Origin of the sequence: Gallaecimonas kandeliae, from assembly GCF_030450055.1 — a bacterium.
Lineage (GTDB): Bacteria > Pseudomonadota > Gammaproteobacteria > Enterobacterales > Gallaecimonadaceae > Gallaecimonas > Gallaecimonas kandeliae.
The window spans coordinates 3592263-3612503 of sequence record NZ_CP118480.1; the positions used below are offsets into that span (position 1 = coordinate 3592263).

The following is a 20241-nucleotide window of genomic DNA, read 5'->3' on the forward strand; positions in this document are numbered from 1 at the left end:
CAGCCTCCTTGTTAGCGGCACCAACGCGCCGGATTTACAGCCTGGCCTTCATGGCGTATTTCGAAATATAGCCCAGGCTCGTTCTGGCCCCCGGAGTTGCCCACCAGGGCTATGGGTTCGCCGGCCGCCACTGGGTCGCCGACCCCCTTGAGCAGGGCCTGGTTCTGGCCGTAGAGGCTCATGTAACCGTCCTTGTGCTGCACCACCATCAAGAGGCCGAAGCCCCGCACCCAGTCGGCGTAGACGACGGTGCCGCCGGCCAGGGCCCTGACCTTGCTGCCCCCGGGGGCGTTGATGATGACCCCTTTCCAGTCGATACCGGCGGCGCGGCGCTTGCCGAACAGGGCCTGGACGCTGCCCTTGACCGGCCAGGCCAGCTGGCCTTCACGGCCCTTGAGGCTCTGCTGGCCGGCCTGGATCTTGGCCTGGCGCTCCGCTTCCTTGACCAGCTTGTCGAGGGCGTCACGGTTGGCCAGCATCTGCTCCAACTGGCTGGATTGGCTGCGGATCTGCTGGTTGAGCTTGTCGACTGTGGCCTTCTGTTTGGCCTGCTGGCTGCCGAGGCTGGCTTGGCGCTCCTGGATCTGCTGGCCCAGGGCGTCGAGTTTGGCCAGGGACTGGTCCAGGTCGGCCTTGGTGCTCTCCAGCTCGCTGCGGGTAGCCTTGATCTGCTTGAGTTCGTCCAGGCGGGCGCCATTGAGGTATTGGTAGTAGCCCATCATCCGCTCCATGTCCGCCAGGGACTGGAGGTTGAGCAACATCTTGAGGTAGTCGTCCTGGCCCGTGGCATAGGCGGCCCGCAGCTGCTTGACCAGCAGCGCCTGCTGGGCCTTGGAGCGCTCCTGGAGCTGGTCCAGCTTCTGCTGCAGGGCCTGGCGGCGCTGCTGCTGGTCGGCCTGCTGGCCTTGCAGGTCGCTGAGATCGCGGCTGAGCTTGCCCACCTCCAGGTCGATGGCCTTGAGGGCGCCCTGGAGCCGGTCGCGCTCGGCCTTCTGTTTGGCCAGCGCCGCACGGGCCTGGTTGATCTGGCTGTCGACGGCCTTGAGTTTGTCCTTGTCGCCGGCGGCCCAGCAGCAGCTGGCGGCCATCAGGGCCGCCAGGGTCAGCAGATGCCGGACCTTCAACCTCATTCAGTGATGAACAGCGGCTTGCCGGTCATTTCGGCGGGGATGGGCATCCCCATCAGGGTCAGCATGGTGGGAGCCAGGTCGGACAGCACCCCGCCTTCCACCGCCTTGGCCGGACGGCCGAAGTAGATGAGGGGCACAGGATCCGAAGTGTGGGCCGTGTGGGGCTGGCCAGAGTCGTGGTCGACCATCTGCTCGGCATTGCCGTGGTCGGCCGTGATCAGGCACTCACCGCCCACCTTGGCCAGGGCCTGGGTGACCCGGCCAATGCAGTGGTCCACCGCCTCGACGGCCTTGACGGCGGCCTCGAAAACGCCGGTGTGGCCGACCATGTCGCCGTTGGGGTAGTTGCAGACGATGACGTCATAGTCGCCGGACTCGATGGCGCCCACCAGCTTGTCGGTCAACTCGGTGGAGTTCATCTCGGGCTGCAGGTCGTAGGTGGCCACCTGGGGCGAGGGCACCAGGATGCGGTCCTCACCGGGGAAGGTCTGCTCGACGCCGCCGTTGAAGAAGAAGGTGACGTGGGCGTACTTCTCGGTCTCGGAGATGCGCAGCTGGGTCTTGTCGTGCTTGGCCAGCCACTCGCCGAGGGTGTTGGTGAGGGACTCGGGCGGGTAGGCGCAGCTGGTTGCGATGTCGGCGGCGTACTGGGTCAGCATCACGAAATCGGATAAGGCCGGGCGCTTGGCGCGCTCGAAGCCGGTGAAGCCGTCGTCCACGAAGGCACGGCTCAGCTGGCGGGCGCGGTCGGCGCGGAAGTTCATGAAGATGACGGCGTCGCCGTCTGCCATGGCCACGGGCTGGCCTATGGCGGTGGTCTTGACGAACTCGTCGTTCTCGCCGCGCTCATAGGCGGCCTCAAGGCCGGCCACGGCGCTGGCGGCGGCAAAGTTTGCCTTGCCTTGAGTCAGGAGATCATAGGCGGCCTGGACGCGGTCCCAGCGGTTGTCACGGTCCATGGCGTAGTAGCGGCCCACCAGGCTGGCGATGCGGCCCTTGCCCAGGGCGGCAAACTTGGCGTCGGCCTTTTCCAGGGACGCCTTGGCGCTGCGCGGCGGGGTGTCGCGGCCGTCCAGGAAGGCGTGCAGGTAGATGTGCTCGGCGCCGCGGCGGGCCGCCAGCTCCATCATGGCCAGGATATGGTCTTCGTGGCTGTGGACGCCGCCGGGGGACATCAGGCCCATGATATGCACGGCCTTGCCGGCCGCCACCGCCTTGTCCACGGCGCCGCAAAGGGCCGGGTTCTCGAAGAAGTCGCCGTCGTCTATGGCTTTGCCGATGCGGGTCAGCTCCTGGTAGACGACGCGGCCGGCGCCCAGGTTGACGTGGCCCACTTCGGAGTTGCCCATCTGGCCGGCGGGCAGGCCCACGTCCAGGCCGGAGCCGGAGATCAGCGAATGGGGTTTTTCGGCCCAGAGCCTGTCCATGTTGGGGGTGTTGGCCGCCAGTATGGCGTTGTTATCCGGATCTTCGCGGTAACCCCAACCATCCAGAATGATCAGAACAAGCGGTTTCTTAGCCATCACATCACCCACATCGCGCTCTAAGCCTAAAGATCCCGCCTAGTTTAAACATAAAGACCCATCACAAACCAGCCGCCGGGACTGGCATTGGAAGGGCACAAAGGTATACTCAAGGCCCCCAAATTCCGAGGATAGGCCTTGATGAACCTGTCAGAATTGACGACCTTCGTTTCCAACCACCTGATGCTGTCTGCCCTCTGGGTGGTGGTCTTCGCGGCGCTGCTGATGTCCCTGGTGCAGGGCGCCCTCTCCAAGGTCAAGAAAATCAAGCCACAACAGGCGGTGTTCCTGATCAACCAGGACAGCACCCTGGTGCTGGATATCCGCGCCCAGGCCGACTTCAAGAAGGGCCATATCGCCGGCGCCATGAACGTCGCCAAGGACGAATTGTTAAAAGGTGAAACATCTCGCCTTGAAAAGCACAAAGACGCCCCCATTATCCTGGTATGCGACATGGGACACAGCGCCCAGGCCGTTGCAAATCAGCTCAGCAAGGCCGGCTTCACGTCGTTGTTTGTACTGAGTGGCGGCATTCAGGGCTGGCGAGATGCCGGCATGCCCGTAAAAGGTTAAGGAGTCTTTAATGGCCGACATCGTTATTTACACCAAAACCGGTTGCCCCTACTGTGTACGGGCCAAAGCCTTGCTGAACGAGAAAGGGCAGCTGTTCAAAGAAGTCTGCAACGACAAGGACGCCGAGCGTCGCCAGCACATGCTGGACCTGACCGGCGGCCAGAGCTACACGGTCCCGCAGATCTTCATCGACGGCCAACTGATCGGTGGTTGCACCGACCTCCAGGCCCTGGATGCCTCCGGCCAATTGGACGCCCTGCTGGGTGCCGCCGCCGACGCAAGATAACGAAAACGACATTTTTACACACACAGGTTTCTAATCATGTCTGAAGAACTGAACAACGCCCAACAGGCCCCCGAATTCCAGATCCAGCGTATCTACACCAAGGACATCTCCTTCGAGACCCCCAACTCCCCCGCCGTTTTCCAGAAAGAGTGGAAGCCGGAAGTGAAGCTGGACCTCGACACCCGCTCCAACAAGCTGGCCGACGATGTCTTTGAAGTGGTTCTGGCCCTGACCGTCACCACCAGCATCGAAGGCGAAACCGCCTTCCTGTGCGAAGTGCAGCAAGCCGGTATCTTCACCATCGCCAACATGGCCGAAGCCCAGCTGGCCCACACCCTGGGTTCCTTCGCTCCCAACATCCTGTTCCCCTATGCCCGTGAAGCCGTATCCAACCTGGTCAACCGCGGTACCTTCCCGCCGCTGAACCTGGCTCCGGTCAACTTCGACGCCCTGTTCGCCCAGTACGTGCAGCAGCGCGCCGCCCAGGCCCAACAGGCCGAGGGTGCCTCCGAGGAGGCCCAGGCCTAAGCCTGAGAAAAACGCATGACAGCCGCACAACCGGCCATTTGCGTATTGGGGGCGGGGTCTTATGGCACCGCCCTCGCCATTTCTCTGGCACGCAATGGCAACCGTATTCTGCTGTGGGGGCATAACAGCGCCCACCTGGCGGATCTTGCCAGTGAAAGGCAGAACCGCCGTTACCTGCCCGGCATCCCCTTCCCGGACAGCCTGGAAATGGAGCCGGATCTGGCCAAGGCCGTATCCAGCTGCCGCGACATCTTGGTGGTGGTCCCCTCTCACGCCTTCGACGACGTGCTGACCCAGATGAAACCCTACCTGCGCAGCGATGCCAGGGTGGCCTGGGCCACCAAGGGCCTGGAGCCCGACACGGGCCGGCTGCTGCAGGACGCGGCCCGCGAAGTGCTGGGAGATAGCATCCCCCTGGCCGTGATCTCCGGCCCCACCTTCGCCAAGGAGCTGGCCGCAGGCCTGCCCACGGCCATCTCCATCTCCAGCACGGATGAAGACTTCATGCACCGGCTGGCCGATCTGCTGCACTGCGAAAAGCGGCTGCGCACCTACGCCAACCCGGACTTCATCGGCGTGCAGCTGGGTGGCGCGGTCAAGAACGTCATCGCCATCGGCGCCGGCATGGCCGACGGCCTGGGTTTCGGCGCCAATGCCCGCACCGCCCTCATCACCCGTGGCCTGGTGGAACTGTCCCGCCTGGGCGCCGCCCTGGGGGCCGATCCGGCCACCTTCATGGGCATGTCGGGCCTGGGCGACCTGGTGCTGACCTGCACCGACAACCAGTCCCGCAACCGCCGCTTCGGCCTGGCCCTGGGCCAGGGCAAGAGCGCCGAGCAGGCCATGGCCGAGATAGGCCAGGTGGTGGAAGGCTACCGCAACGCCAAGGAAGTCTATGAGCTGTCCCGGCGCCTGGGAGTGGAGATGCCCATCACCGAGCAGATCTACGCCGTGCTCTATGAAGGGCGCGACCCCAAGGAAGCCTCTGCCAACCTGCTTTCAAGGGAACGCAAATCCGAATCCCTTAAGTAAAAAAGCCGGCCAGATGGCCGGTTTTCTTTTTCAACAAACACAGATACCTGATATGCCTTTGCCGGCCTAGATAAAGGCCTCTTAGGCTGCCGATGTACCACCCCATAAAATGCAAGGATGCAAATGACACGGCCTTTTCTTTTCCTGCTGATGCTGTGGCCCGGCTCCCAAGCCTTAGCCTGTACCTTGTCCCCTGTCCAGCTCCACTTCAGCGGCCCTGACATCGCCTCCATCCAATACCAACAAGGCCTGCGCAAGGACAGCGAAGAGCCTTTTATCCGGGCAATAGTTCTCTATAAGGACGCCGACATGGCGGTGGTGGAGTCACGCAACTGCGAGATGGAGAACTACAGCGTCAACTACTTCAGCACCAGCGGCAAGGTCGACAACAGCCGCCTCGAACCCCTACTGGCGCCCTCGCCCTTGCATGGGATCAAGCTGGCCAAGCCGCTGCTTGGCCAGCTGCCAACCAGCCCCGGCATCAAGGACCTGTCGGACGACGTCAGTTTCGCCAAAGGACAGGTGGAACTGCTGGTAAGCCGCCAGTCATTGGAGGATGCCCTGACACCCTACGCCAGCCTGGTATCGATCAGCTTGGCCCTGGGCGGCGCCGACTAGGCTTCCTGTGGATAAAACAAACCGACCAGATGGCCGGTTTTCTTTTCCTTGGCTGAGGCTCAGCTCAACCCCGGATACCCCAGCTGGCGCAATGCTTCGTAGCTAACTGAAATGGAGCCTTGGCCATCATCCAGCCTTGAGCAGGGCTTCACCCCAGCCCCGGATACCCCAGCTGGCGCAATGCTTCGTAGCTCACTGAAATGGGGCCTCGGCCATCATCCAGCCTTGAGCAGGGCTTCACCCCAGCCCCAGGTAACCCAGCTGGCGCAATGCTTCGTAGCTCACTGAAATGGGGCCTTGGCCATCATCCAGCCTTGAGCAGGGCTCACCCCAACCCCGGGTAACCCAGCTGGCGCAATGCTTCGTAGCTGATGATGGCCACGGCGTTGGAGAGGTTGAGGCTGCGTGATTGCGCCTGCATGGGGATGCGGATGCGCTGCTCCGGCGGCAGGCTGTCGATGACGTCCATGGGCAGGCCACGGGTCTCGGGGCCGAACAGCAGCACGTCCCCTTCCTGGTAACTGGGCTCGGAGTGGGGCCTGCTGCCCTTGGTGGTGCAGGCAAAGACCCTGGGATTGCCGAGGCTCGCCAGGCAGGCGGCCAGGCTGTCGTGCTGGGCGACTTCGGCGAACTCGTCATAGTCCAGGCCAGCCCGGCGCAGGCGCTTGTCGTCCCAGACGAATCCCAGAGGCTTGACCAGGTGCAGCTTGCAGCCGTTGTTGGCGCAGAGGCGGATGATGTTGCCGGTGTTGGGGGGGATCTCCGGTTGGAACAAAACGATGTTGAGCATCTTTACCCTTCTTTACCCGGGCCTTACGCCCCTTTGCATTGCGCTGGCTAATCTGGAAGCGAAGTCAATCACAGGAGACACCCCCATGAAAAGCCTTTTCACCGCCCTGGCCCTGGCCGGCACCCTGACCCTGTCCGCCGGCGCCCTGGCCCATGAACACGACCGAGGCCCACGCATGGAAGGCCCCATGCCGGCGCAGATGCTGCTCCGCCCCCACTTCGCCGATAAGCTGGGCTTGAGCCAGGCCCAGAAGGACCAGATCCAGGCCCTACTGGACGCCCAGAAGGGCAAGCGCCCCAGCCGCGACCAGATGAAGGCCAAGCGGGACGAGATGAAGGCGCTGATCGAGGCTCCGGCCTTCGATGAAACCAAGGCCCGCGCCATGATCGCCGAGCACGCCGACATGGAACTGGCCCACATGAAGCTGGCCCACGACGTTATGCAGGTGCTAACAGCGGAGCAGAAGGATAAACTGGCCGAAATGCGTAAAGAGCGTTCCCGCCACGACCGAGATGAATGATCAATACAAGCGCCTGGTAAAGAAGGCGACACTGGCTTCCACCTTTGTCGCCACCCTCCTCATCATCAGCAAGCTGCTGGCCTGGATCCTCACGGGTTCGGCCAGCATGCTGGCTTCCCTCACCGACTCCCTGATGGACGTGTCCGCGTCCCTCATCAACCTGCTGGCGGCCCACTACGCCACCCAGCCGGCGGATAACGAACACCGCTTCGGCCACGGCAAGGCCGAGTCCCTGGCCGGCATAGCCCAGGCCGGCTTCATCGCCGGCTCGGCGGTGCTGCTGATCTTCAACGCCGCCGACCGCCTGATCAATCCCAAGACCCTGGCCCAGACCGATGTGGGTATCACCGTCACCCTGCTGGCCCTGGTGCTGACGGTGATGCTGATCAGCTACCAGGCCTACGTGGTGAAGAAGACCGGCTCCCAGGTGGTCAAGGCCGATGCCCTGCACTACCGCTCCGACGTGCTGCTGAACCTCGGGGTATTGGCGGCCCTGGGCGCCTCCGCCTACGGCTATCAATGGGCCGATGGCGCCCTGGCCCTGGTGATCGGCGTCTACATACTGGTGTCGGCGGCGGGCATCGCCATAGAGTCAGGCAACACATTGCTGGACAGGGAACTACCGGAAGAAGAGAAGGAAGACATACTGCGCATAGTCCGTGAGCACCCCATGGTGCATGGCGCCCACGAGATCCGCACCCGCCAGGCCGGCCCCACCAAGTTCATCCAGATGCACCTGGAGTTGCCCGACGAGCTGTCACTGATGGAGGCCCACAGGGTGGCCGACGAAGTGGAGAAATCATTGGAGCGGGCCTATCCAGGGGCGGACGTCATCATCCACCAGGACCCCCTGTCCATGGCGCCCGGCAAGAGGCGCCGCCGTCACTCGGGCAGCTGAAGCTCGAAACGCAGGCCTCCCAGGCTTGAACGCCCCACCTTGAGGTCGCCGCCCTGGGCCCTGGCCGCCGCCAGGGCTATGGCCAGCCCCAGCCCCGTCTTGCCCTGGTGGCCCCTGGCCGGGTCGCCCCGGTAGAAGGGCTCGAACAGTTTGTCCATCATCTCCTCTGGCACGCCAGGGCCGTCGTCCTCCACCCGCAGCAGCCAGCCCTTGTCCTTCCGAGCCAGGCTCACCGCTATATGGCTGCCGTAACGGCAGGCGTTGGACAGCAGGTTGTCCAGCACCCGCTGCAGCAGGCGCGGCCTGAACAGGGCCTCGGCGCTGTCCGGCGCCGCCAGGGTGATGTCCTTGTCAGGGGCCTGGAAGCGCCAGTCCTGGACGCTGGACGCCACCTGCTCGGCAATGTCCCCTTCTTCCGGCGGCTCCTGGTAGAGGGTGGCCTCCAGCCTTGAGAGGGTCAGCACCTGATCGATGAGGTGCTCCAGGGTGTCGCACTCCTTCTCGATGCGCTCCAGGTACTTGTGCTCCCCCTGCTGCTCGGCCATCAGCGCCGACGCCAGCTTGAGCCGGGTCAGGGGTGAGCGCAGTTCGTGGGACACGTCCGCCAGCAGCCGCTTCTGGGAAGCCAACAAGGCCTCCAGCTTGTCGGCCATGGCGTTGAAATCGCGGCCCAGCTGGCCCAGCTCGCCGCTGCCGGGCTTGACCCTGGTCTTGAGGTCGCCGTCCCCCAGGCGCCTGGCGGCAATGGACAGCTGCCTGACCGGCTTGGCCAGCCAGGCCGCCAGCCCCAGGCTCAAGCCCAGCACCAGCAGCAGGGAAGTAGCGAAACGGATCCAGGAGGGTCCCTGCCAGAAGCGCTCCCAGGGGCCCATGGGCCTGGGCGGCATCATCCAGATAGCCAGCACTGGGCCGTCCCGGGTCGCTATCTCGAAGGGGCCTATGGCACGCAGAGGGCCCTGCTCCAAGACCTGGATATGGTCCGAGGCCACCAGTTCGGGGATCCGCCAATGCCCTGGCCTGTGGCGGCGCTCCAGGGGCTGCAGGCTTTGCGGGTCGAACAACATCAGGAAACGGCTGATCTCGGTCCGCTTCAGGGCCAGCAGGGGCCTGTCGGCGAAGCGGTCGAGACGGTCGCGCACCTGGGCCAGCTCGGCCATTTCCGGGGGTTCGGGGGGACGCAGCTCCTCGCGGTCGCGCAGCTGGTGGCTCAGCTGGACGTTGGCCAGCAGCATCAGGGTCAGCACCAGCCAGAACCAGAGGAAGAGGCGGCCGGCGAAACCGGTCAGCCAACCGAGGCCGGGCAGCCTCATGGGGACTCCGTGATCAGCTGGTAACCGACGCCGCGCAGGGTGCGGATCACCGGGTCTGGGCTGACGTCGGCCATCTTCTTGCGGATATGGGATACGTGGATGTCGATATGGCGGTCGAAGGGCTGCAACCGGCGGCCGAAGGCCTGCTGGCAGATGTCTTCCTTACTGACCACCTCGCCGCTGCGCTCGAAGAGCACGGCCAGCACCCGGAACTCGGCGGCGGTGAGATCCAGCAGTGCGCCGTGGTAGCGCACCTCCAGCCGTTCCGGCTGCAGGTCCAGGGCCCCCACCGCCTGGGTAACGGGGTTGAGGCGCCGCAATATGGCCTGGATGCGGGCCACCAGTTCGCGGTGGGAAAAGGGCTTGGCCACGTAATCGTCGGCCCCCAGCTCCAGGCCCAGTACCCTGTCCACCTCGTCGCCGCGGGCGGTCAGCATCAGCACCGGCACCTGGCTCTTCTGGCGGATGCCCTTGAGCACCCCGAAGCCGTCCAGCCCCGGCAGCATCACGTCCAGCAGCACCAGATCGGGGCTGCCGCCCAGGGCCTGGGCCAGGCCGCTGGGGCCGTCGTGGGCCAGGGCCACGTCGAAGCCGTTGCCCTTGAGGTAGTCGCCCAGCAGCTCGCAGAGGCTGGTGTCGTCGTCGATGATGAGGATCTTGGTCATGCTCACATCCTAACGGCTCCCGGCGACAACCCAAGCCCCTTTACGCATTTTTACCCGCCTTATTCGTAGCGCAGGGCCAGGGCCGGCTTGGCCGAGGCGGCCTTGAGCGCCAGCACTGCCACTGTGGCGCCGGCAAGCAACATCATGGCCGCCGTCGCCAGGGGAAACCAGAGGGGCTGCAGGCTGATGCGCTCGGCGAAATGGCCCAGCCAATCGTTCATGGCCCACCAGGACAGGGGCCAGGCCAGCAGGCTGCCGGCCAGCACCAGCGCCAGGAATTCCCTGCCGATCAGCGCCACCAGTTGACCCCTCGAGGCCCCCAGCACCTTGCGCACCGCTATCTCCTTGGTGCGGCGCTCACAGCTGAAGGCGGCCAGGCCGAAGAGGCCGACGCAGGTCAGCAATATGGCCAGGCTGCTGAAGGACAGCAGCAGACGCTGCTGGCGGCGCTGTTGGTCGAAGAGGGCCTGGAACTGGCTGTCCAGGAAACCGATGTCGATCACCTGCCCGGGCAGCAGCCGCTGCAGCTGTACAGTCAGGTTGTCCACCAGGGCCGGCACCTTCCTGTCTTCGAAGCGGGCCAAGAGCTCCACCGACACCGAATTGGTCAGCCCCAGGGCGAAGAACATGGGTTTGACCGCCTCGGTGTTGGCCCCCAGTTTGAGGTTTTCCACAACGCCCACCACTTTGCCGTGCTGGTTGTCGCCCAGCAGCCAGTCCTGGCCCAATGCGTCCCTCGGGCTGGCAAAGCCAGCCTGCAGGCTGGCCTGGCGGTTGATGATCACCGCCAGGCTGTGGCTGTCTTTGTTGTACCAGTCGCCTTGGAAGCGGCGCTCGAAGTCGCGGCCGGCCAGCAGCTTGAGATCCAGGGTCTTCACCAGATCGAAACCGGCCCCCACCATGCCCACGAACTCCATCTTTTGGCCGTTGCTGGTGACGGTGCGGAAGATCCGCAGCCCTTCGGTGGGGTTATGGTCGACTATGGTCCAGTTGCGCACCCCGGACACCTTGTCCAACTGGCCGGCCAGCCGGTCCCCCATTTCGTACAGTTTGGCCGGCAGATCCTTGGCCACCAGCACCTGGTCCTTGCCATAGCCAAGGGGACGGCTCTGGTTGTACTGGAGCTGGGTGTAGAGGGCGCAGGTGCAGACCAGCAGCCCTATGCTGATGGCGCTCTGCAGCCACACCAGCCCCTTGCGCAGCCGGATGGAACCCTGGCCGCGGATAAGGTCGCCACTGAGCACCTTGGCCGGGTTGAAGGCCGACAGGTAGAAGGCGGGGTAGGCCCCGGCCAGGAGGCCCACCAGCAGCACCAGGGCCGGCAACATCAGCCCCAAGGGGCCGCTGTAATCCAGCACCAGCTGGCTGTTCATCATCTGGTTGAAGGCCGGCAACGACAGCTCCACCCAGACGCAGGCCAGCAGGGTAGCCAGGGCCGTCAGCAGCACAGACTCGGTGAGGAACTGGGCCACCAGTTGGCCGCGGCTGGCGCCCAGGGCCTTGCGCACCCCCACTTCCTTGGCGCGCAGGCCGGAGCGGGCCGTGGCCAGGTTGATGAAGTTGAAGCAGGCCACCAGCAGTATGAAGGCGGCCAGGCCCATGCCCATCCACACCGATTGGGCCGAACCGTTGGTCTTCATCTCCACCAGCTGCTGGGAATGGAGATGGATGTCGGTCAGGGGCCGCAGCTTGGCCCGCACTATCTTCTGGCCGTCATAGGCCAGGCCGTTGATGAGGTCGGTGATGCCCTGCTCCAGGGCAGGCACCGCCTTGGGATCCGGCACCCTCAAGTAGGTGAAGGAGAAGTTCATGGCCGGGTTGTCCAGCATGCTGTCCAGGCCCCTGGCCCGCATCGAGGCCAGGCCGGTAACGGCGTCCACGCCCAGGTGGCTGTTCTCGGGCAGATCGGCGAAGACGGCGGCCACCGTCAGGGGCTGGCCCTGCCAGAGCAGTTGGCGCCCCAGGGGGGATGCCTGGCCGAACAGCCGCTTGGCCTGGCGGCTGGACAGGGCCAGCTTGTTGGGGCTGGCCAGCACCTCGGCCAGGCTGCCCTCCAGGGCGTTGAAGGCGAAGAAGTCGGTCAGGCGCGGGTCCGCCGCCACAAAGCCGTTAAGGTTGTAGGGCTCAGTGCCCAGGGTGACGGTGTTCATGGGGCTCTGGATATGGCCCAGTTGGGTGGACGCCGCCACCTGGGGGAAATTGGCCACCAGCTTGTCGGCGAAGACGGGGGAGATCACCGGAACAGATACCCCCATCTCGACGAATTCCTGGCTGACCCTGTAGGTCTGGGCGGCCTTGGGCTGCATGCGGTCGAAGCTCAGCTCCTGGCTGACCCAGAGCAGGATCAGCAGGGTGGCGGCCAGGCCCACCGAGAGGCCGAAGAGGTTCAGGCCCAGGTGCAGCTTCTGCTTGGCCAGGGCCCGGGCGGCGGTGCGCAGGTAATTGTTAAGCATAACGTTTCACCTCGCTGGGCAGGTCCGCCACTATCTGGCCGTCCCGCAGCCGCAATATGCGGGTACCGAAGGCAGCGTGCTCTTCGGAGTGGGTCACCATGACGATGGTGGCGCCCTGGCGGTTCAGCTCGGCCAGCATGGCCATCACTTCTTCACCGTTGACCGAGTCCAGGTTGCCCGTGGGTTCGTCGGCCAGGATCAGCGCCGGCTCTATCACCAGGGCCCTGGCCACCGCCACCCGCTGCTGCTGGCCGCCAGACAGCTGCTGGGGCAGGTGGTCGCGGCGGTGGCTGATGTTCATGCGCTCCAGCATGGCCTCCACCCTGGCCTTGCGCTCGGCCCTTGGCAGCTTCTGGTACAGGAGCGGCAGCTCGACGTTCTCAAACACGGACAGCTCGTCGATCAGGTTGAAGCTTTGGAACACGAAACCCAGCTTGGCCTTGCGCAGGGCCGCCAACTGGCTCTCGCCATAGCCGGCGATGTCCTTGCCCTGGAAGTAGTAATGGCCGCCACTGGGGCTGTCCAGCATCCCCAGGGTGTTAAGCAGGGTGGATTTGCCGCAGCCTGAGGGGCCCATGATGGCCACGAATTCACCGGGTTTGACGGTCAGGTTGATGTCGTTCAGGGCCTGGGTCAGGACACTTTCGGTGCGAAAGACGCGGCTGAGGTTTTCCAGTTTGATCATGGTTGCTGTCCTTAGTTGAAATGCAATACTGCAGTGTCTTGGAGGTTTTGGTAACCGTTGAGTACCACCTGCTCGCCTTCGGCCAGGCCGGATTTCACTTCCAGCCAGTCACCGCTGCGCTTACCCAGCACTATGTTGGCCCTGTGGGCGCCCTGGCCGTCGTCGTCCAGGGTGAAGATCCAGTTGCCGCCTGTCTGCTGCAGGAAGGGGCCCTTGGGGATGGCCAGGGCCAGGCGCTGCGCCTCTTCCAGGCGCAGCTCCAGGTTCAGGGACTGGCCCAGGCGCAACCCTTTTGGCGCCTCGCCTTCGAAACCCAGCTCCACTTCGAACTGGTTGTTCTCCACCCGGCCAGAGACCTTGGTCACCACCAGGGACAGGGGTTGGCCGTCCTGGCTCGCCAGGGCCTTCATGCCGGGCTGCACCTGACTGAGGTAGTACTCGTCCACCAGGGCCTTGACCTTGAAACCGTCGGTGAGATCCAGCTGGCCAAGGCGGCTGCCGGGGGCCTTGGATTCGCCCTGCTCGGCCTCCAGCACGCTGAGGAAGCCGTCGGCCGGCGCTTTTATGGTGAGGTTCTCCAGGTTCTGGCGGGCCACGGCCAGGTTGCTTTGCAGCTGCTTGCTGCTCTCCTCCAGCTGCGCCAGCTGCACCTGGCGAATGGCGTCGTTCTGTTGCTGGCGGGCCAACGTCAGCTCCCGCTTCTGGCGGTAGTAGGCCAGGGATTCCTGGGTCTGTTGGTAGAGATCGTCGGAAACGAAGGCCTTGCGCTTCAGCTCCTGCTGCTGCTTCACCTGGCGTTCCAGGGTCGCTATCTGGTGGTCCAACTCCAGCAGTTGGCCCTTGAGGTTGAGGCGCTCGGTTTCCATGCTCAGCTGGGTGTTACGCAGGTTGTTGAGCTGCTCCGAGACGTCCGCCTCGCGGCTGATGACGCTCAGCTGCAACGCCGAATTGGACAGCTCCACCAAGGGCTGGCCCTTCTTGACCTGGGTGCCGGCCTCCACCAGGCGTTTCTCCACCCGACCGCCCTCTATGGCGTCCAGGTAGATGGTGCGCCTGGCCTGCACCTGGCCGCGCAGCTGTACCGAGGCACTCAAAGTGCGCCGCTCCACCTTGGCCAGGCGCAGCCCGGCCTTGTCCAGGGTCAGGCTCTTGCCCTGGTCTTGGGCCGTCATGGCCCAGGCGGTGGCCAGGGCCAGGGGCGCCAGCAGGGCCAGGGGCCAGAAACGGCGCCATTGGGGGCGGGGGCTGAGCTGTTGGTCCATCTTGCTTGTCCTGTGTCCGAGAAGTCCTGCCTTTCCCATTGCCATTAGCGTGCCAACTAAAATTTCATTGTTTTACAGACGCTTGCGATAGACATCCTCTTGAGGTTCGCCATGAGTGTCCGCTGGCGAACAGTGCGACTGTCCGTTATCGGACAGTTACAAGCGCTTTATTTAAAAGGGTTTTTGCTTATGATGAGGCCAGGAAGAAGGAGAATGAGCACTATGGACAAGGACCCCGGCCAGATACTGGTGGTGGACGACAACCCGGACATTTTGACCGCCACCCGGCTGCTGCTGAAGAAGCACTACGCCGGGGTGCAGACCACCACAGATCCGCGCCAGCTGCCGGTGCTCATGGCCCAGGCCCCTTACCCCCTGGTGCTGCTGGACATGAATTTCAGCCGCGATGCCGCCAGCGGCGAGGAAGGGCTCCATTACCTGCGCCAGATCCTGGCCAGCCATCCCGACACCCAGGTGGTGATGATGACGGCCTACGGCGAGCTGGAACTGGCGGTGGAGGCCATGAAGGCCGGCGCCGCCGACTTCGTCACCAAGCCCTGGGACAACGCCAGGCTGCTGGACACCCTGGCGGCGGCCATGGCCAAGGCTAAGCAGGCCAAGCCAAAGACCGCAGCCGACCCCGCCTTTATCGGCGTGAGCCAGGCCATGGCCAAGGTCCAGGCGACCCTGGCCATGGTAGCCCCCACAGACGCCAACGTGCTGATCACCGGCGAGAGCGGCACCGGCAAGGAGCTGGTGGCCAGGGCCCTGCACCAGGCATCCAGGCGCAGCGCAGCCCCTTTCGTGGGGGTGGACATGGGCGCCCTGGCCGAGAGCCTCATCGAATCCGAGCTGTTCGGCCACAAGAAAGGCGCCTTCACCGACGCCAAGGCCGACAGGCCCGGCCGCTTCCAGCAGGCCCAGAGCGGCACCCTCTTCCTCGACGAACTGGGCAACCTGCCTTTGGCCCAGCAGAGCAAGCTGCTGGCGGCCCTGCAGAACCGCCAGATCCAGCCCCTTGGCGCCAGCCAACCCCTGGATATCGACATCCGTCTCGTCTGCGCCACCAACGAGGATCTGGAGGCCAGGGTCGCGGCCGGCGACTTCCGCCAGGATCTCCTCTACCGCATCAACACCGTCACCATCAGGCTGCCGCCCCTGCGGGAGCGCCGCGAAGACATCCCCCTGCTGGCGGCCCATTTCCTGGCCCACTACCAGGACAGGTACCAGCGGCGGCGCCAGGCGCTGCCCCAGGATCTGCTGGCGAGGCTCTCGGCCCATCCCTGGCCCGGCAACGTGCGGGAGCTGCAGCACTGCCTGGAACGGCTGGTGATCCTCTCCGGCGACGGCCCCCTGGACGGCAAGTTGCTGGATCTGACGCCGGTCCCTGAGCAGGCACAGGAAACCGCGGAGGCTCAGCTCAACCTGGGACAGCTGGAGCAGCAGGCCATAGAGCAGGCCCTGGCCCAGCACCAGGGCAACATCAGCCACGCCGCCAAGGCCCTTGGGCTGACCCGCGCCGCCCTCTACCGCCGGCTGGAAAAGCATGGCCTCTGACCGCATGGCACTGCGCCTGCTGGCCCTGCAGCTGGGGGCCGGCGTCCTGGTGACCCTGGCCCTGTGGCTGGCCCTCAGCACCCCCTACCGAGCCACGCCCCTGCTGCTGGCGCTGCTGGCGTTTGGTTGCGGCTGGCTGGCCTGGCGGCAGGGGCAACAGCAACTGGACCGCCAGGGCCAGCTGCTGCGGGCCGCCTTGGCCGGCGACCTGCCGGCGGGGGAGCTGGCGGCCCTGGCCGACCCCCTGGTGCAGCAGCGCCTGGACCAGTTGGCCAAGCAGATGCGCCAGAGCCAGCACCGGGAAGAACGCCAGGCCCTGTTCCTGGAGGCGGTGCTGGAGCGGCTGGACACGGCGGTGCTGCTGGTGGCAGAGGACGGCGCCCTGGTACGCCACAACAGGGCCTTTCGCGCCCTGCTGGGCCAGGCGGTGCCGGCCAGCCTGGCCGCCCTGCCGGAAAAGGCCCACAACCTGGCCCGCTTCCTGGCGCAGGCCGGCAGCCAGGACCAGGCCATGTTGGACTGGGGCGAACAGCAGCTCAAGGTGCAGGTCAGCCGCAACCTGATCCAGGGTCAGGCACTGCAACTGGTGACGATGCAGAACATAGCCCCCGAGCTGGAACAGCAGCAGCAGCAAGCCTGGCTGCAGATGGTGCAGGTGCTGACCCACGAGATCCGCAACTCCATGGCCCCCATCGCCTCCCTGGCCGAGTCGGCCCAGGCGCTGGTGGCGGACGGCGAGCTGGAGGCCGAGGACAGACAGGACCTCGGCGAAGCCCTGGCCACCATCAGGCGCCGGGCCAGGGGCCTGGCCGGTTTCGTGGACGACTTCCAGCAGCTGAGCCGGCTGCCGCCGCCCAAGGTGGCGCCGCTGTCGGTGGCGGACTGGGTGCAGGGGGTGCTGGCGCTGCACCGCGAGGAGCTGGCGGGGCTGGAGCTGGCCCTGGAGCTGGCGCCGGCGCTGAATGTCGAGGGGGACAGGGCCCAGTTGGAGCAGCTGCTGATCAACCTGGTGCGCAACGCCATCCAGGCCCTGGCCAGCCAACCCAAGGCCAGGCTGGCGATCCGCGCCTGGCGGGATCAGGACAGCAGGGTCAGGCTGGTGGTGGCGGACAACGGCCCTGGGGTGGCGCCTGGCGCCCTCAAGCAGCTGTTCGTGCCCTTCTTCACCACCAAGGTCGGCGGCTCAGGGGTGGGGCTGAGCCTGGCCAGGCAGATCATGCTGGCCCACGGCGGCCAGATCCGGGCCGAGAGCCCGGCTGAGGGGGGCTTCGCCGTCAGCCTGGCCTTCCCGGCCTAGGCATCCCCGATTAGGCGTCCCCCGCCAGCTTACGGGTCAGGGTGTTGCGGCCCCAGCCCAGGCGCTTGGCGGCGTCCTGCTTGTGGCCCTTGGAATGCTTGAGGGCCACTTCGATCAGGGCTTCTTCGAGCATCTTCTGGGCATCCCCCGCCACCCCCTGGTTGCCGGCCGTGAGCAGTTGGTCGGCCCAGGCCTTGAGTTCCTCCACCCAGTCCAACGCCGCGGCCTTGGGATCCAGATCGTCCGGCAGGTCGGCCGGCAGGATCTCCTGGCCGGCGGCCATCACCGTCAGGTAGCGGCAGCAGTTCTCCAGCTGGCGCACATTGCCCGGCCAAGGCAGGCTCACCAGCCGTTCCACCGTATCCGGGTGCAGGTGCCGCTCCGGGGTCTGCAGCTCGGCGGCGATGCGGGCCAGGAAATATTCGGCCAGCTTGGGAATGTCCTCGCGCCGCTCGGCGAGCGGCGGCAGCTGGATGCGGATGACGTTGAGGCGGTGGAAGAGGTCCTCACGGAAGCGGCCGCCCCTGACCCCCTTCTCCAGATCCTGGTGGGTGGCGGCGATGATGCGCACGTCCACCTTGACCGCCGTGGCGCCGCCGACCCGGTAGAACTGGCCCTCCTGGAGCACCCGCAGCAGCCGGGTCTGGGCGGAAAGGGGCATGTCCCCTATCTCGTCCAGAAAGAGGCTGCCGCCGTCGGCCTGTTCGAAGCGGCCCTGGCGCTGGCCGGCGGCGCCGGTGAAGGCCCCCTTCTCATGGCCAAACAGCTCGGATTCGATCAGTTCCGCCGGTATGGCGGCCATGTTGATGGCCACGAAGGCGCCCTTGGCGCGGGGGCTGTGGCGGTGCAGGGCGCGGGCCACCAGCTCCTTGCCGGTGCCGCTCTGGCCGTTGATCAGCACAGACACGGAGGAGCGGGACAGCCGCCCTATGGCCCTGAACACCGTCTGCATGGCCGGGGCCTCCCCCACCAGTTCCGGCAGGCTGGCCGGCTGCACCTGGGCCGGTTCGGGGGCCGGCTTGTGGGCGGCGGCCCGGCGCACCAGGGCCACCACTTCGTCGAGGTCGAAGGGCTTGGGCAGGTATTCGAAGGCCCCGGTCTGGTAAGCGCTGACGGCCGTATCCAAGTCCGAGTGGGCCGTCATGATGATCACAGGCAGGCCGGGGTGGCTCTGCTGCAGGGCCTCGGTCAGGGCCATGCCGTCCATGCCCGGCATCCGCACGTCCGTTATCAGCACGTCTGGCTCATCCTGGGCCAGGGCGTCCAGCAGGCTGCGGGCGTCCAGGAAGGTGACCACCTCCATCTTCTGCTGGCCTAGGGCCCGCTCCAGCACCCAGCGGATGGCGGCGTCGTCGTCGAGAACCCAGACTTTCATCAGCTTTCCTCCATGGGCAGGAAGAGGGAAAAGAGGGTCCGGCCCGGCCGAGACTCCAGTTCGATGCGGCCACCGTGCAAGGCCACCAGGGACTGGGCTATGGCCAGGCCCATGCCTGAGCCATCGGCCCGGCCCGTGACCAGGGGATAGAAGAGGGTGTCCTTGAGCTTGTCAGGCACCCCTGGGCCGTCGTCCTCGATGTCGATGCGGGCCACCATGCGGTGGCGGCTGCCCTGCAATGTCACCCCGGAGGCGACCCGGGAGCGCAATATGACGGTGCCGCTGCTGCCCAGGGCCTGGACGGCATTCTGCACCACGTTGAGCAGCGCCTGCTCTATCTGGCCGACGTCCAGCGCCATGTCCGGCAGCGAAGGGTCGTAGTCCCGCACCAGCTTGACCCCTTCGGGCTTCTGCAGGCCGACCAGAGTGCGGACCCTTTCCAGGATCTGGTGGATGTTGACGGGGCTGCGCTGGGGGCCCTGCTTGGGGCCCAGCAGCCGGTCCACCAGTTGGGTGAGGCGGTCCACCTGGGCCAGGATGAGGTCGGTGTATTCGCGCTGGGAGGCGGTCAGCTCCAGGGCCAGCAGCTGGGCGGCGCCGCGCAGGCCGCCGAGGGGGTTTTTGATCTCGTGGGCCAGGCCGCGCAGTATCTCCTGGCTGGCCTGCTGCTGGACCTGGTGGAAGGCGTCCTGGGAGAGGCGCTTGAGCTGGTCTATGGGAGTCAGCTCTATGATGAGGAAGCGCGCCTCGCCGTCGAGGATGGACACGGCCAGCTCCACGTGCACAGGGCCCAGTTCGCAGTCGGCGTCGATGAAACCCTGGCCTGAGTCCAGGGTTTCCTGGAAGCGGCCCAGGGTCAGCCTGTCCCCCAGCAATTCCTCCAGGGGATGGCCCTGGCTCTTGAGCCGGGAGACCCCCAACAGGGATTCGGTGGCGGTGTTGAGGTAGCGGACCCTCAATTGCTCGTCCACCAGCACCACCCCAGTGGTGAGGTTGTCCAGCACCTGCTGTTTATCCAAGGGCACCTCCAGATTGCACCAATTTGGTGCAAAGCCAGTTTAGGGAAAAAAAAGCCCCCTGGCTAGGGGGCTCTTTGCTGGCTTTGGGCGGCGCCTTGGCTCAGTTGCCGCCCTTGCGGGCCGGGCTGAGGGCGCTGGCCTTGTGCATGAAGAAGGTGCGCTCCTTGCTCTCGGCGAGGATCTTGTTGTCATGGTCGATGAGCTGGATCTTGAGCTTGTGCTCTCCGCGCTCTATGTCCTTGAGTTCAAAGGCGGGTATGGTGCGGGCCGGGCCGAAGGGCTGGCCGTCCAGGAAGGGTTGCACCCGCTGGCCCCGCTCCATGCCGGGGGCCACCTGAACGTCCACCTGCAGCCGGCCTTCGTTGTCCCGCACCGTCTCTTCCTCGCCCGGGCTGGCGATGCTGATGGCCCACTGCACGCCGGTGGCGGCCGGCTCTTCCGGCTTGAGCACGTCGGGGTTGGCCTTGGGTATGGCGAACTGCTGTGAATCCTCCACTACCACTTCCTTGGCGTTGACATGGGGTTTGTCCGAATAGTGCACAACCCCCTTCTCGTCCTTCCAGCTGTAGATCTTGGCAGGCTCTGCGGCGCTCAGACTGCCGGCAACGATGGCCAACAACAGGCAAAGCAGTGGTCTCATGGTCCTTTCCCTCCGGGTATCTGAGTCCAGCTAAAACCCAGATGGGCTTTTTGTCCATGGCAGAAGCACATTTTGTATGC

Annotated in this window: 20 protein-coding genes; 9 read left to right on the forward strand and 11 right to left on the reverse strand. The window is 65.3% G+C overall.

Annotated elements, in window-relative coordinates; genetic code table 11:
• Nucleotides 1–11: 11 nt before the first annotated feature.
• Nucleotides 12–1130, reverse strand: coding sequence for a murein hydrolase activator EnvC family protein (locus tag PVT67_RS17695; RefSeq protein WP_301496038.1), 1119 nt, complete (start codon nt 1128–1130; stop codon nt 12–14).
• Nucleotides 1127–2653: a 2,3-bisphosphoglycerate-independent phosphoglycerate mutase gene (gene gpmM, locus PVT67_RS17700; RefSeq protein WP_301496040.1), complete on the reverse strand. Its 1527-nt coding sequence runs from the start codon at nt 2651–2653 to the stop codon at nt 1127–1129. The genes PVT67_RS17695 and gpmM overlap by 4 nt, the downstream gene beginning before the upstream one ends.
• 141 nt (nt 2654–2794) lie before the next feature.
• On the opposite strand from gpmM, the gene PVT67_RS17705 reads away from it, so the two are divergent.
• The 5 genes from PVT67_RS17705 (at nt 2795) to PVT67_RS17725 (ending at nt 5690) form a co-directional block, all read left to right on the forward strand.
• Nucleotides 2795–3226 carry a rhodanese-like domain-containing protein gene (locus PVT67_RS17705; protein WP_301496042.1) on the forward strand — a complete coding sequence of 144 codons (432 nt, stop codon included), beginning with the start codon at nt 2795–2797 and terminating at the stop codon, nt 3224–3226.
• 10 nt (nt 3227–3236) lie between these two features.
• Entirely contained in the window at nt 3237–3512 is a 276-nt protein-coding gene (gene grxC / locus PVT67_RS17710) for a glutaredoxin 3 (protein WP_301496044.1), read from the forward strand.
• Between the two features lie 36 nt (nt 3513–3548).
• The gene (secB, locus tag PVT67_RS17715) at nt 3549–4040 is read left to right on the forward strand and encodes a protein-export chaperone SecB (protein ID WP_301496046.1); all 492 of its coding nucleotides are present in this window, start codon (nt 3549–3551) and stop codon (nt 4038–4040) included.
• A 15-nt stretch (nt 4041–4055) separates the two neighbouring features.
• The gene (gpsA, locus tag PVT67_RS17720) at nt 4056–5072 is read left to right on the forward strand and encodes an NAD(P)H-dependent glycerol-3-phosphate dehydrogenase (RefSeq protein ID WP_301496049.1); all 1017 of its coding nucleotides are present in this window, start codon (nt 4056–4058) and stop codon (nt 5070–5072) included.
• A gap of 123 nt (nt 5073–5195) precedes the next feature.
• Nucleotides 5196–5690: a hypothetical protein gene (locus PVT67_RS17725; protein ID WP_301496051.1), complete on the forward strand. Its 495-nt coding sequence runs from the start codon at nt 5196–5198 to the stop codon at nt 5688–5690.
• A gap of 325 nt (nt 5691–6015) precedes the next feature.
• Here the strand turns inward: PVT67_RS17725 and trmL are convergent, their stop codons facing one another.
• On the reverse strand, nt 6016–6480 hold the full coding sequence (trmL, locus tag PVT67_RS17730) for a tRNA (uridine(34)/cytosine(34)/5-carboxymethylaminomethyluridine(34)-2'-O)-methyltransferase TrmL (RefSeq protein ID WP_301496054.1): 465 nt from the start codon (nt 6478–6480) through the stop codon (nt 6016–6018).
• 85 nt (nt 6481–6565) lie between these two features.
• Here trmL and PVT67_RS17735 point away from each other — a divergent pair, with 85 nt between their 5' ends.
• Together PVT67_RS17735 and PVT67_RS17740 are read left to right on the forward strand one after the other, a co-directional pair.
• Nucleotides 6566–7000: a Spy/CpxP family protein refolding chaperone gene (locus tag PVT67_RS17735; RefSeq protein ID WP_301496056.1), complete on the forward strand. Its 435-nt coding sequence runs from the start codon at nt 6566–6568 to the stop codon at nt 6998–7000.
• A complete protein-coding gene (locus tag PVT67_RS17740) occupies nt 6993–7898 on the forward strand; it encodes a cation diffusion facilitator family transporter (protein ID WP_301496057.1) in 906 nt (301 codons plus the stop codon). Before PVT67_RS17735 ends, PVT67_RS17740 begins: the two co-directional genes overlap by 8 nt.
• On the opposite strand, the gene PVT67_RS17745 is transcribed toward PVT67_RS17740, so the two are convergent.
• The 5 genes from PVT67_RS17745 to PVT67_RS17765 are packed head-to-tail and all read right to left on the reverse strand — an operon-like array spanning nt 7883 to nt 14273.
• Nucleotides 7883–9208 (reverse strand): ATP-binding protein, encoded by a 1326-nt coding sequence (locus PVT67_RS17745; RefSeq protein ID WP_301496059.1) that lies wholly within the window; start codon nt 9206–9208, stop codon nt 7883–7885. The genes PVT67_RS17740 and PVT67_RS17745 overlap by 16 nt on opposite strands.
• A complete protein-coding gene (locus tag PVT67_RS17750) occupies nt 9205–9873 on the reverse strand; it encodes a response regulator (RefSeq protein ID WP_301496061.1) in 669 nt (222 codons plus the stop codon). Before PVT67_RS17750 ends, PVT67_RS17745 begins: the two co-directional genes overlap by 4 nt.
• A 59-nt stretch (nt 9874–9932) precedes the next feature.
• The gene (locus tag PVT67_RS17755) at nt 9933–12326 is read right to left on the reverse strand and encodes an ABC transporter permease (protein WP_301496063.1); all 2394 of its coding nucleotides are present in this window, start codon (nt 12324–12326) and stop codon (nt 9933–9935) included.
• The gene (locus tag PVT67_RS17760; RefSeq protein WP_301496065.1) at nt 12319–13011 is read right to left on the reverse strand and encodes an ABC transporter ATP-binding protein; all 693 of its coding nucleotides are present in this window, start codon (nt 13009–13011) and stop codon (nt 12319–12321) included. Before PVT67_RS17760 ends, PVT67_RS17755 begins: the two co-directional genes overlap by 8 nt.
• A gap of 11 nt (nt 13012–13022) precedes the next feature.
• A complete protein-coding gene (locus PVT67_RS17765) occupies nt 13023–14273 on the reverse strand; it encodes an efflux RND transporter periplasmic adaptor subunit (protein WP_301496067.1) in 1251 nt (416 codons plus the stop codon).
• Nucleotides 14274–14486: 213 nt separating this feature from the next.
• Between PVT67_RS17765 and PVT67_RS17770 the strand changes: the two genes are divergently transcribed.
• Together PVT67_RS17770 and PVT67_RS17775 are read left to right on the forward strand one after the other, a co-directional pair.
• A complete protein-coding gene (locus PVT67_RS17770) occupies nt 14487–15830 on the forward strand; it encodes a sigma-54-dependent transcriptional regulator (protein ID WP_301496069.1) in 1344 nt (447 codons plus the stop codon).
• The gene (locus PVT67_RS17775; protein ID WP_301496071.1) at nt 15820–17127 is read left to right on the forward strand and encodes a sensor histidine kinase; all 1308 of its coding nucleotides are present in this window, start codon (nt 15820–15822) and stop codon (nt 17125–17127) included. Before PVT67_RS17770 ends, PVT67_RS17775 begins: the two co-directional genes overlap by 11 nt.
• 10 nt (nt 17128–17137) lie before the next feature.
• Here PVT67_RS17775 and glnG read toward each other — a convergent pair whose 3' ends face one another.
• The 3 genes from glnG to PVT67_RS17790 all read right to left on the reverse strand — a co-directional run bounded on the left by glnG (nt 17138) and on the right by PVT67_RS17790 (nt 20161).
• Nucleotides 17138–18502, reverse strand: a complete 1365-nt coding sequence (glnG, locus tag PVT67_RS17780) for a nitrogen regulation protein NR(I) (protein ID WP_301496074.1) — start codon at nt 18500–18502, stop codon at nt 17138–17140.
• Complete coding sequence (gene glnL / locus PVT67_RS17785; RefSeq protein ID WP_419181022.1) at nt 18502–19527, reverse strand: nitrogen regulation protein NR(II); 1026 nt, start codon at nt 19525–19527, stop codon at nt 18502–18504. The genes glnG and glnL overlap by 1 nt, the downstream gene beginning before the upstream one ends.
• A gap of 94 nt (nt 19528–19621) precedes the next feature.
• A complete protein-coding gene (locus tag PVT67_RS17790; RefSeq protein ID WP_301496076.1) occupies nt 19622–20161 on the reverse strand; it encodes a DUF4124 domain-containing protein in 540 nt (179 codons plus the stop codon).
• Between the last annotated feature and the right edge of the window lie 80 nt (nt 20162–20241).